Below are 12385 nucleotides of genomic sequence, written 5' to 3'. Positions count from 1 at the left end.
AATGCGCGCCACGTCCTTCATCGCGGCGGCGGTCGTCGCATTCAGTGTTAACGTCGGCGCCCACGCCGAAGGCCAGATCCGCATCGCCCAGCAATTCGGCATCGGCTACCTGATCCTCGACGTCGTGCAAGACCAGAAACTCATCGAGAAATACGGCAAGCAGCAAGGCGTCGACATCAAGGTGGAATGGAACAGCATCTCGGGCGCCACCGCCATGAACGAAGCGCTGCTGGCCGGCGCGCTGGATGTGGTCTCGGCCGGCGTGCCGCCGATGCTGACGCTGTGGGACCGCACGCGCGGCCGCCAGAACGTCAAGGCGATCGCCTCGCTCGGCTCCATGCCCAACTATCTGCTGTCCAATAATCCCAAGGTGAAAACGCTGCAGGACCTCAGCGACAAGGACCGCATCGCGGTGCCGGCCGCCGGCGTCGGCTACCAGTCGCGCACCTTGCAGATCGAAACCGCGCGCGTGTTCGGCAAGGCCGACTACAAGCGCTTCGACAACATCTCGGTGAGCCTGTCGCATCCCGACGCCACGGTGGCGCTGATCTCCGGCGGCTCGGAGATCAACACGCATTTCTCCAGCCCGCCGTTCCAGTACCAGGCATTGGAAAACAAGAACGTCCACAAGATCATCAGCTCCTACGACATCCTCGGCGGACCGGCGACCTTCAACGTGCTCTACACCACGCAGAAATTCCACGACGACAATCCGAAGACCTATAAAGCCTTCTACAACGCCCTGGTCGAAGCGGCGCAATTCATCCGCGCCAACAAGGCCAAGGCGGCCGACACCTTCATCCGCGTGCAGAAGTCCAAGCTGGCGCCCGAGTTCGTGCGCAAGATCGTCGAAGATCCGGAAATCGATTTCACCATCTCACCGCAACGCAGCTACGTCTACGCCGACAAGCTGCACGATATCGGCGTACTGAAGAACCGCGCGGCGTCGTGGAAAGATTACTTTTTTGAAGAAGCCTATGCCCAGCCCGGCAGCTGACCTGCACACTCCGCACAATCCTGATGCGTCGATCCTGCACGCCGTCGGCGAACACACGCCGCTGCTGCAGGTCGACCGTGTCGGCCTGCAATACCGCAGCGCCACCGCCGTGGTGCAGGCCACGCACGACGTCAGTTTCGACGTCTACCCGGCCGATCGATTCGTGCTGCTGGGACCGTCCGGCTGCGGCAAGTCGAGCCTGCTGAAAGCCGTCGCCGGCTTCCTCAAACCTGCCGCGGGCGAGATCCGCCTGGATGGCGCCGCAATCCACCAGCCGGGTCCGGACCGCATCGTGGTGTTCCAGGAATTCGACCAGCTGCCGCCATGGAAAACCGTCAAGCAGAACGTCATGTTCCCGCTGCTGGCTTCACGCACGCTGGGCAAGCGCGAAGCGGCCGAACGCGCGCTGCATTATCTCGACAAGGTCGGCCTCGGCAAATTCGCCAACGCCTATCCGCACACGCTGTCGGGCGGCATGAAAGCGCGTGTCGCGATTGCCCGCGCGCTGGCCATGCAGCCCAAGATCCTCTTGATGGACGAGCCTTTCGCCGCGCTCGACGCATTGACCCGCCGCAAGATGCAGGAAGAACTGCTGATCCTGTGGGAAGAAGTGCGCTTCACGCTGCTGTTCGTCACCCACTCGATCGAAGAAGCACTGGTAGTCGGCAATCGCATCCTGCTGCTGTCGCCGCACCCGGGCCGCGTGCGCGCCGAAATCAACAGCCACCAATACGACCTGCAAAGCCTGGGCGGCGTCGGCTTCCAGGAAACCGCGCGGCGCATCCATCGCCTGCTGTTCAATGAAGGCCAGGAAGAACCGGCGCAGGTCAATTTCAAGGACGTGCGGTTTTCGTACTGAACGCTGATTGCGGTGATTGCAGCGATTTCCACCGATAGAAAAATCGAAATGCTATCCGGGTTCGCATATACCGCTTATCAACGGCGGCGCTGTACACGATGACGCTGTTCACGCATCATGGGCGACTTCAATCAGGAGTCCGCCCATGAATGCAACGACCGCAGCAACATCGTCCCCGCCAACCTTCAGCGCCGAACAAGCCGAAGTGCTGGTCCCCATCGACCAGTATTTCCTCGGCCATGCGCGCGACGACGCCGCTCACATGCGGCAAGCCTTCCTGCCGACCGCGCACATCGAATCGATACGCGAAGGCGTGTTCACCTCGTGGCCGCTGGAGGTCTACTGCGAGCGCTTCAAGGGCACCCCGGCCGCCGACGAAGCCGACCGTCGCCGTACGGTGGACTGGATCGACGTAGGCGGCCTCTCGGCCAGCGCCAAGATCACGCTGGTGCATGGTGCAATTACCTTCACCGATTATTTCGTGCTGCTGAAAACCGCCGACGGCTGGAAGATCGCCAACAAGGCTTTCCACGGCCGCCCGAGCTGAGCTGCCGTCCAACGTCCCTGTCCTGTTGTACCGTATTCTTCCCGCCGGTCGGCCATGCGCACGCATGGCGCCGGCGGTGATTGACGCCTGCCTTTCTCCCTACCGTTTTCACTCCTGCTGCCATAGACGAAATTCGCATTTGCTTGTGCGAAAGGATTCGTTTCCGGCATATCCGACTTCCGTTATGTTGGACAATTTTTAACAAGAGTCGACAACCGACAGGGTCGAAGCCATGCACCTCTCTCCCCCCATCCGCGACGAATACGAAATTGCGCTGACGCCGCTCGACGACGTCCCGCTGGAACGCACACTGTCGCTGCCGCAGCGCATCTGGCAACAGAGCTGGGTGCGCAAAGCAGTCATCCTGCTGGTGCTGGCGCTGATCTGGGAAATCATCGCGCGTATCCAGGACAACGATTTGCTGTTGCCGAGCTTCGTGCAGACTGCGCACGCCTTTGTTGACGGCGTCGTCACCGGCGAGCTGATCGGCAAGGTGTGGATTTCGCTCAAGGTGCTGGTCAAGGGTTACCTGATCGGCATCGCGCTGGCGTTCGGGCTGACCACGCTGGCGGTATCGACGCAACTCGGCCGTGATCTGCTGAGCACGCTGACGTCGATGTTCAATCCGCTGCCGGCGATTGCGATGTTGCCGCTGGCCTTGCTATGGTTCGGACTCGGCGAGAACAGCCTGATTTTTGTGCTGGTGCATTCGGTGTTGTGGGCCTTGGCGCTCAATACCTATGCGGGATTCTTAGGCGTCTCGGATACCTTGCGGATGGCAGGGCGCAATTATGGTTTGCGCGGTTTGCGGTTCGTGCTGTTCATGCTGGTGCCGGCGGCCTTGCCTTCGATTCTTGCCGGATTGCGGATTGGCTGGGCGTTTGCATGGCGTACGCTGATTGCTGCGGAGCTGGTGTTCGGGGCTTCCAGTGGCAAGGGTGGGCTGGGTTGGTATATCTTTCAGAATCGCAATGAGCTGTATACCGATAAGGTGTTTGCGGGGTTGGCTATGGTGATTTTGATTGGGTTGGTGGTGGAGAATTTTGGGTTTAATACTATTGAAAAGCTGACTGTTAAGCGGTGGGGGATGCAGAGGTAGGCGGTGTTGTTGTGTTTTGTTCCGACTAGCTGTGTGTTGTTGCTGATGCTGCTCTCTCTTCGATCAACCCTTCGCCGGGGGTAGCCCGGCAGCTACTCACTTTTCTTGTCTCGCCAAGAAAAGTAAGCAAAAGAAGCGACCGCTGGTTCGTAGCCCCCTGCGGGGGTTCCCGGCGTCGGCAGGCGCAAATCGGGAGGGAAAACAAACTCGCTGCGCTCAGACAAGTTTCCCCTCTTTATCCGATTTGCACCTGCCGCCACCGGCTACTCGCAAGCGGACTTCCAGACTGGCTCGCTGCGCATCGCCAGGGGACGGAGATGGAACGACGGTCGAAGTTCTTCGCCATCACTCAAAAAACGAAAGAATGAGAATCACGATGCCGCAGGCGAGCCACCCAAGGCAATGCGAAGCGAGCCGAAAAAGGAATTCCGCTTATGAGTCGCCGTTGGTGACGTGCTCAAATCGGATAAAGAAGGGAAACTTGTCTGAGCGCAGCGAGTTTGTTTCCCTTCCCGATTTGAGTGCGGCGCCAACGGGAACCCCGAAGGGGCGGCGAATCGCGGTCGCCTTTCTTTGCTTACTTTCTTTGGCGAAGCAAAGAAAGTGAGCGGCTGCCGGGCCGCCCCCGGCAACCACGGTCGTCCGAAGAAAGAAAAACATTAACTACCGACCAAGCCTGTATCACCAAGCCGCCAAAATCCCGCCTTTAAATTCCGTATCAATAAACTTCTTCACCTCATCCGACTGATAAGCCTTCACCAGCTTAGGCAACCAAACCTGATCCTTATCCTTCTCACGCACAGCAATCAGGCAAGCATAGGGACTATCCCCGTTCTCCACCACGAGACTGTCGCGCACCGGATGCAACCCAGCCTTGGCCGCATAATCCGCATTCACCGCCGACGCATCCAGGTCATCCAAAGTCCGCGGCAACTGCGCCGCATCAATTTCAATAAATTTCCACTTCTTAGGATTCTCGACAATATCGATCGGCGTCGCACTCACGCCGGTCAGCGGATCAATACCGGTACGCAACTTGATCACCCCATGCTTCTGCAGCAGCAGCAAAACGCGACTCTCGTTGGCAGGATCATTCGGAATCCCGATCTTGGCCCCGGCCGGAATGTCACTCAAGCTGCGATATTTCTTGGAATAAATCGCCATCGGTCCGATGAACGTGCGCCCGGTGCCGAACAACTTGTAGCCGCGCGTCTTGATCTGCGCATTGAGGAAAGGACGATGCTGAAAACTGTTGGCGTCAAGTTCGCCCGCATCGAGCGCGGCGTCCGGCTGGATGTAGTCGTTGAACTCGACGATCTGGATCTTGTAGCCTGGATTGCTGCGCTCGAAGACGCGCTTGACCACTTCAAAAATCTGCGCGTGCGGACCGCTGGTGACGCCGACCTTCAAGGTTTTATCCTGCGCTACCGCAGAGGTAGAAAGAACCGCAGCAACACTAGTTAACAACAATCCCGTCAGCAAACGGGTAAAAAATCGCGCCATGAATCTTCCTCAAATAGCGCTAATTTATCTGCCGCCCGCCACGAACAAAACGAATCTTTTGGCGCTTGAATATGCGCTTTCCAATCGCGCAGAAATAGAGGCAAAAAATCAGGCGATCAACAACTCGCGCGGCTCTTCCTGCACCTGCCTGCGCGTAGCGGCAGAAGGCACGGCGGCAATCAATGACCGCGTGTAGTCGTGCCGCGGCGACTGCCAGATGCTGTTGTGGTCGCCCGATTCGACGATGCGTCCGCCGTTCATCACCAGCACCTTGTCGGCGATGTAGCGCACCACCGAGAGATCATGCGAGATGAACAGATACGACAGGCCGAATTCACGCTTGAGGTCGACCAGCAGATTCAGGATCTGCGCCTGCACCGAGACGTCAAGCGCCGATACCGGCTCGTCGCAGATCACCAGCGCCGGCTTCAGCACCAGCGCACGGGCGATGCCGATGCGCTGGCGCTGGCCGCCGGAGAACTGGTGCGGATAACTGCGCAAGGCGCGCTGCGGCAAGCCGACCATGTCGACGATCTGCTCGATGCGGCGGCGACGCTCGGTCTTGTCCTTGACGTCGTGGATCACCAGCGCGGCATCGAGGATTTCGGCCACCGTATGACGCGGATTGAGCGAGGCATATGGGTCCTGGAAAATCATCTGCACGCGGCGGCGATACGGACGCAGGCGCGCACCGTCGAGCTGCGCAATGTCGTCGCCGTCGAGCAGGATCTTGCCGGCGCTGGCATCGACCAGCCGCACGATGGTTTTCGACAGCGTGGATTTGCCGCATCCGGATTCGCCGACCAGGCCCACCGATTCACCTGCGGCGATATCGAAGGACACGCCTTTGACCGCATGCACCACGCCGTTGCGCGAGCGGTAGTGGGTGTGCACATCCTGCAGCGACAGCAAGGCTTTCGCATCCGGATCCAAAGGCTGGAGCGGCTGCGCATGCGCACGTTCGGTCAGCGTGAAGATGCGTTCGCCGTCTTCGATCCCGGTGCGGATTTCCGGCAGGCGGCCATCGCGGTAATGATAATCCTGCTCCATCTGCAAGGACGCGCCGAGCAGGCCGCGCGTGTAAGGATGTTGCGGCCGGTCGAACAGGATGGCACTGCTCGCCTCCTCCACTTTGCGGCCGCCGTACATGACGGCGACGCGATCGGCCCATTGCTCGACCACGGCCAGATCGTGCGTGATCAGCAGCACCGCCATCGACAAGTCGCGGCGCAGTTGGCCCAGTAACTCAAGAATCTGCGCCTGGATGGTGACGTCCAGCGCGGTGGTCGGCTCATCCGCGACAAGCAGGCGCGGATGGCAGGACACCGCCATGGCGATCATCACGCGCTGGCGCTGGCCGCCCGACAGGTTGTGCGGATAGTCGTTGAAACGCCGCTGCGGTTCGGGAATACGCACCAGCTCCAGCAACTCGATCGCGCGCGCCTTCGCGGCCTGCGGCGACAGCGGCTGATGCAGGCGGATCGCCTCGACCACTTGCTGGCCGATGGTCAGTACCGGATTGAGCGAGGTCATCGGCTCCTGGAAGATCATCGAAATCGCATTGCCGCGCAGCGCGCAGATCTCTTCCTCCGGCAGCGCCTGCAGGTCGCGTCCTTCGAACACGATGTTGCCCGACACCTGCGCACTCGCCGGCAGCAGGCGCAGCAAGGACAAGGCGGTGGTCGACTTGCCGCAACCGGACTCACCGACCAGCGCCAGCGTCTCGCCGGCGGCGATGCCGAAGCTGAGATCCTTCACGGCGTCGTGGCCGGGGAAGGACACGTTGAGGTTGCGGATGTCGAGGAGCTGGCTCATGGGGTTCTTTCTGTGGTGATGCTGATGCTTGTTCTTATGCCGGCACGTCGGTACGTTTGCTTGTGCGATACGTTGCACCGGTGTGCTGCTGCGGGAGGCGCGCGCCGCCCGTGAACAATTTCTCGCGCAAGGTGCCCGGCGCATAATCGTGCTTGTAGGAACCGCGCGTCTGCAGCTCCGGAATCACCAGGTCGACGAAGGCTTCGAAGCTCTCCGGCGTGACCGTGCGCGTGAGGTTGAAACCGTCGATGTCGGTCTCGCGTATCCATGCCTCCAGTTCGTCCGCCACCTGCTGCGGCGAGCCGACGATGGTGGCGTAACGGCCGCCCAGTTCCAGCTGTTCCAGCAGCTTGCGCTTGGTCCAGTTGAGCTCGGGATTGGTCACGGTCTTGACCAGCGACTCGATGGAATTGGTCTTGACCTGGCGGATCGGCTCGTCCAGTTCGTACTGCGAAAAATCGATCCCGGTGCCGCTGGAGAAATGCGCGAGGCCGGCTTCCGGGCTGGCGTAGCGTGCGTACTCGGCGTACTTGTCGCGTGCTTCCTTTTCCGTCGGCGCGACCACCACGGTCAGGCCCATGAAGATCTTGACGTCATCCGCCTGGCGCCCTTCACGCACTGCGCCTTCGCGAATGCCGGCGACCAGCTTGCGCACCGCCTCCTTGCTCTGGCCGGAAACGAACACGCATTCCGCATGGCGCGCGCCGAAGGCCTGGCCGCGGCCGGACGAACCGGCCTGGTACAGCACCGGCGTGCGCTGGCGCGACGGTTCGCTGAGGTGGTAGCCCTCGACCTTGTAGTAGTCGCCGCTGTGGTGGATCTTGTGTACCTTGCCAGGCTGCGCGTAGATGCGGTTCTGGCGATCGCGGATGACGGCGTCGTCTTCCCAGCTGCCTTCCCACAACTTGTAGACCACTTCCATGAACTCGTCGGCGCGGTCGTAGCGCTGATCGTGTTCCAGCTGTTCCGACAGGCCCATCGCGCGCGCGGCACTGTCGAGATAGCCGGTGACGATGTTCCAGCCGACCCGGCCCTTGGTCAGGTGGTCCAGCGTGGACATGCGCCGGGCAAACAGGAACGGCGCCTCGTAGGTCAGGTTGGCGGTGATGCCGAAGCCGAGATGTTCAGTGACGAAGCCCATCGCCGAAATCAGCAGCAGCGGATCGTTGACCGGCAACTGGATCGACTCGCGCAGCGTGATGTCGACCGAGTTCTGGTAGACGTCGTAGACGCCGACAATGTCGGCCAGGAACAGGCCGTCGAACTTGCCGCGTTCAAGCAGCTTGGCGAGGTCGGTCCAGTATTCGATGTCGGTATAGTCCTGCGAGCGATCGCGCGGATGTGTCCACAAGCCGTGATTGATGTGGTTCACGCAATTCATGTTGAATGCGTTGAGGCGGATTTCTTTTTTGCTCATGCTGCGTCCGCAGTCACGTATTCGGGTTCGAGCTGGACGTCGAGCGCTTCGTTGAAGCGCGCGAAGAAGGCGCACAGCGCGGCACGCAAGGTCAGTTCGACGATCTGCGATTCCGAGAAATGTTCGCGCAGGCGCGTCACCAGGCTGTCGCCGACGCGTTGGCGCGTGACCGCCAGCGCATAGTCGCGCACCAGCAATTCAACCGGACCGAGGCCGGGCACGTCGGCGTCGAGGATGCGTTCGACGGTTTCCGCCGACACGTGCTGCGCGACCAGCTTGGGCGCGTGGTGCGAGACGCAATAGCTGCACTCGTTGGCCTTGGAGGCGGTGACCAGCACAATCTCCAGGTGCAGCTTGGAGATGTTTCCTTCGGCGGCGAACTGCAACAGCAGGCCGTAGATGTGCTCGATCGACGCCGGGCGGTGCGCCAGCACGCCGAGCATGTTGCCGAAGGCGCCGTATTCGTTTTCGACCTTCTCGAAGATCGTGCGGGCCGGGCCTTGCGGCAGCTGGTTGGAAAGCAGAGTGGATACGCGTGCCATGGTGTTTCTCCTATTTTCTGTCGCGCGGATCGAGCACGTCGGCCAGTCCGTCGCCTAATAAATTCAATGCCAGCACCGTGATCACAATCGCGATGCCGGGAATCGTCGTGATGTACCAGTCGGTGCGGATCACTTCGCGACCCGAGCCGACCATGTTGCCCCAGCTCACCGCATTGGGGTCGCCCAGACCGAGGAAGGCCAGACTGGATTCGGTGAGGATGGCGGTGGCCACCATCAGCGAAGTCGATACCAGGATCGGCGTCAAGGTATTGGGCAAGATGTCTCGCAGCATGATGCGCAGATCGGTGGCGCCGAGGGCGGCGCTGGCCTGCACCATTTCGCTGTGGCGCAGCTTGAGCACTTCGGCGCGCACCAGCCGCGCCAGGCTCGGCCAGGCGGTCACGCCGATGGCCAGCGCAATCGTCACCAGAGTCGGCTGCACCACCGCCACGATCGCCAGTGCGAACAGGAAGGACGGAATGGTCTGGAAGAATTCCGTCACGCGCATCAGCAACGCATCGGCCAGGCCGCCGTAGTAACCGGCCAGCAAGCCGCCGCTGATGCCCAGCACCAGCGCAAGCAGAGTCGACACCACCGCAATCAGCAGCGACACCCGTGCACCGTGGAAGATGCCGCTCAGCAGATCGCGACCAAGCATGTCGCTGCCGAGCAAATGCGCAGCGTCGACGCCGGGATGCAGGAAAGGCTCCGCCACCATGTCCAGCGGATCGCCCGGGAACAGCAAGGGCGAGGACAGCGCCATCAGCACCACCAGCAACAACAGCACACCGCCGATCAGCGCCGACGGCGAGCGCAGCAGGCGCGCGAACCAGCCGCGCGTGGTCGGTGCGGCGATCAGGCTGGCCGGCGAATCGACCGCTGCCTCGGCAGAGGCAATCGCCAGCGTGGAAACAAGTTCGCTCATTGCAGATTCACTTTCAGCTTAGTCAAACTACTTACGCAAAACGAATGCGCGGATCGAGACGGGTATAGACGAAGTCGACCACCCAGTTCACCACGATCACGACGATGGAGCTGCACAGCAGGATGCCGAGCAGCAGATTGAAGTCGCGCTGGAACAGGGCCTCGAACGCCAGCCGTCCGAGACCCGGCCACGAAAACACGGTTTCCACCAGCACCGCGCCGCCGATGATGGAGCTGACCTGCACGCCCAGCATCGTGACCAGCGGCAGCAAGGCGTTCCTCAGCACGTGCGCGAACAGCACGCGCGGCGGCCGTGCGCCCTTGGCGACGGCGGTGCGCACGAAATCCTGGCGCCGCACTTCGACCATGGTGGCGCGCATCAGGCGCGTGTAGACCGCCATGTAGAACAGTCCCAGCGTCACCGCCGGCAATATCAGATGACGGGCGATGTCGAGGATGTATTTCCAACCGGTGTAGCCGGCCTCGATCGTAAACATGCCGCCGACCGGCAACCAGTCGAGCCAGACCGAGAACACCACCACCAGCATCAGGCCGATCCAGAACAGCGGCGTGGCGAAGAACACCAGCGCCAGCGTCGAGATCACCACATCGGCAATGCGCCCGGCGCGATAGGCGGCGATCGCGCCGAGCGTGGCGCCGGCCACGACCGCAAACAGAATGCTTGCACCCATCAGCAGCAAGGTCGCCGGCACGCGCTCGCCGATCAGTTGCGCCACCGGCATGCCGTGGCGGAACGAATAGCCGAGATTGAAGTGCGCGAGGTTGAGTATGTATTTCCAGAATTGCACCAGCAGCGGCTGGTCGAGGCCGAACTGCGCGCGCAGGGCGGCCATGTATTCCGGCGTCGCTGCCCCGGCCTCCCCTGCCAGCACCTGGGCGGCGTCGCCCGGCGCCAGTTGCAGCAGGAAGAAGTTGATGATGGTTACGCCGAGCGCCACGCTGACCAGTTGCAGCAGGCGGCGCACGACGATGTTCCTGATCTTCATTTGGCGGCCTGTGGTGCAGTGACCTGTGCCGCGTTGGCGACCTTCGGCGCGCTGTCGAACCAGGCGTTCTTGAGCGAGCTGTAGATCTGGTCGACGCCGGCGACGGTGTCCTTCAGATTGGCAGCCTGGATGGTGAAGAAGTGCAGCTCAAGCAGCGGGATCGACGGCAGGTCGGTCTGCACGCGTTGCTGCAATTTCTTGAACAGCGCGACGCGTTCGCTCTGGCTGGCCGAGGACTGGGCCTGTTCGATCAGCTTGTCGGCTTCGGCGTTGCGGTAGCCCGAGCCATTGCTCCACGGGATGTTCTTGCCGACCGAATCGCTCCAGTAAGCGCGCGTCACGCCCACCAGCGGATCGGCAAAGCCGGCGAACCACACCACCGACAAGTCGTAGTCGCGGTCGCCGTAGACGCGCTTGGTGTAGGTCGGCGTGTCTTGCGCACGGACGTTGACGTCGATGCCGATGCGTTTGAGCGCTTGCTTGATGTATTCGCCGCTGCGCTTGTAGTCGTCGCCGTAAGGCAGGTAGTCGAGGTTGATGCGCAGGCGGGTGCCGTCGGCGCCGCGCTTGAGACCGGCTTCATCGAGCAGGGCTTCGGCCTTCTTCGGATCGTAGCCGTACTTCGGCACGTCGTCGGTGTGGAACTGCTTGAGCGTCGACACCACCGGGCTGACCGCCGGTTTGCCGAAGCCGTACCAGACCACCTTGTTGAAGGCGTTCAGGTCGATTGCGTAAGCCAGCGCCTGGCGCACGCGCGCATCCTTGAAGTAAGGACGATCGACGTTGACGTCGAGGAACAGCCACGGCGAGATCCAGTCGTAGCCGCGTGTTTCCAGCTTGAGGCCGGGCAGCTTGGCGAGGCGCTCGGCGTCCTTCAGCGGCACCGGCGAGAACGGCGCATATTGCGCTTCGCCCTTTTCCAGCGCAGCGGCGCGGGCGCCGGCGTCAGGCACGACCTTGAAGATGATCTTGTCGAGGTAAGGCTTGCTCACGCCCTTGGACTTGTCCCAGTAGTTGGGATTGCGTTCCAGCGTGATGTAGTTGCCCTTGCTCCATTCCTTGAACACGAACGGGCCGGTGCCGACCGGCTTGTTGTTGTAGGGATTGTTGAGGATGTCGGTGCCTTCGTACAGATGCTTGGGCAGCACTTGCGCGCCGTTGCTGTTGAGCGAGCTCAGAATAGCCAGCGACGGTTCGCTGAAGCGGATGATGACGGTGTAGTCGTCCGGCGTGTCAACGCCGGTGACGGTGCCGTAGATGATCTGGTTGCGCGGGTGGAATTTTTTCCAGACGTTTTCCAGGGTCCACTTGACGTCGGCCGACGTGAACGGCTTGCCGTCATGCCATTTCACGCCCTTGCGCAGATGGAAGGTCAGCGTCTTGCTGTCCTTGGAGACGTCCCAGCTCTCCGCCAGCGCGGGCCGCAGCTTGAAGTCGTTGTCGTATTCCACCAGGCCGTCGAACACGTTGGCGCTGAAGAAACCGGTCGGCGCCGCGGTGTTCAATGCCGAGGTCAGGATCACCGGCTCGGGCTGGATGATCGCGGTCAGGGTGCCGCCGCGCGTCTGGGCAAACGCGTTCGCGCTGAAGGCCAATGTGATGGCCGTGGCCGCCAGCAGCTTGAATACAGTCTTGTTCATGTTCTGTTTTCCCTCGTTGTTTTGTCGTTGCTTTA

General features: G+C 61.4%; 11 protein-coding genes. 4 read left to right on the top strand and 7 right to left on the bottom strand.

The window, feature by feature from the left end; genetic code table 11:
• Position 1: 1 nt before the first annotated feature.
• The 4 genes from E4P32_RS23250 to E4P32_RS23235 all read left to right on the top strand — a co-directional run bounded on the left by E4P32_RS23250 (position 2) and on the right by E4P32_RS23235 (position 3502).
• A complete protein-coding gene (locus E4P32_RS23250) occupies positions 2-997 on the top strand; it encodes an ABC transporter substrate-binding protein (RefSeq protein WP_116436278.1) in 996 nt (331 codons plus the stop codon).
• Complete coding sequence (locus tag E4P32_RS23245; protein WP_233526757.1) at positions 978-1856, top strand: ABC transporter ATP-binding protein; 879 nt, start codon at positions 978-980, stop codon at positions 1854-1856. The genes E4P32_RS23250 and E4P32_RS23245 overlap by 20 nt, the downstream gene beginning before the upstream one ends.
• 145 nt (positions 1857-2001) lie before the next feature.
• Entirely contained in the window at positions 2002-2403 is a 402-nt protein-coding gene (locus tag E4P32_RS23240) for a nuclear transport factor 2 family protein (RefSeq protein ID WP_116436277.1), read from the top strand.
• Between the two features lie 232 nt (positions 2404-2635).
• Positions 2636-3502, top strand: a complete 867-nt coding sequence (locus tag E4P32_RS23235; protein WP_116436276.1) for an ABC transporter permease — start codon at positions 2636-2638, stop codon at positions 3500-3502.
• Positions 3503-4183: 681 nt separating this feature from the next.
• On the opposite strand, the gene E4P32_RS23230 is transcribed toward E4P32_RS23235, so the two are convergent.
• The 7 genes from E4P32_RS23230 to E4P32_RS23200 all read right to left on the bottom strand — a co-directional run bounded on the left by E4P32_RS23230 (position 4184) and on the right by E4P32_RS23200 (position 12350).
• Positions 4184-5005 carry a MetQ/NlpA family ABC transporter substrate-binding protein gene (locus tag E4P32_RS23230; RefSeq protein ID WP_116436274.1) on the bottom strand — a complete coding sequence of 274 codons (822 nt, stop codon included), beginning with the start codon at positions 5003-5005 and terminating at the stop codon, positions 4184-4186.
• Between the two features lie 108 nt (positions 5006-5113).
• A complete protein-coding gene (locus E4P32_RS23225; RefSeq protein ID WP_116436273.1) occupies positions 5114-6820 on the bottom strand; it encodes an ABC transporter ATP-binding protein in 1707 nt (568 codons plus the stop codon).
• Between the two features lie 34 nt (positions 6821-6854).
• Positions 6855-8237 (bottom strand): LLM class flavin-dependent oxidoreductase, encoded by a 1383-nt coding sequence (locus E4P32_RS23220; protein WP_116436272.1) that lies wholly within the window; start codon positions 8235-8237, stop codon positions 6855-6857.
• Positions 8234-8779: a carboxymuconolactone decarboxylase family protein gene (locus E4P32_RS23215; protein ID WP_116436271.1), complete on the bottom strand. Its 546-nt coding sequence runs from the start codon at positions 8777-8779 to the stop codon at positions 8234-8236. Before E4P32_RS23215 ends, E4P32_RS23220 begins: the two co-directional genes overlap by 4 nt.
• A 10-nt stretch (positions 8780-8789) precedes the next feature.
• Positions 8790-9704, bottom strand: a complete 915-nt coding sequence (locus E4P32_RS23210; protein ID WP_116436270.1) for an ABC transporter permease — start codon at positions 9702-9704, stop codon at positions 8790-8792.
• Between the two features lie 31 nt (positions 9705-9735).
• Positions 9736-10710 (bottom strand): ABC transporter permease, encoded by a 975-nt coding sequence (locus tag E4P32_RS23205; RefSeq protein ID WP_116436269.1) that lies wholly within the window; start codon positions 10708-10710, stop codon positions 9736-9738.
• Positions 10707-12350, bottom strand: coding sequence for an ABC transporter substrate-binding protein (locus tag E4P32_RS23200; protein WP_116436268.1), 1644 nt, complete (start codon positions 12348-12350; stop codon positions 10707-10709). Before E4P32_RS23200 ends, E4P32_RS23205 begins: the two co-directional genes overlap by 4 nt.
• Positions 12351-12385 lie beyond the last annotated feature (35 nt).

The sequence above is a fragment of the Herbaspirillum sp. 3R11 genome (genome assembly GCF_004563925.1).
GTDB lineage: Bacteria > Pseudomonadota > Gammaproteobacteria > Burkholderiales > Burkholderiaceae_D > Herbaspirillum.
The sequence above is the reverse complement of the archived record's forward strand: the minus strand, read 5'-3'. Positions and strand labels throughout refer to the sequence as shown.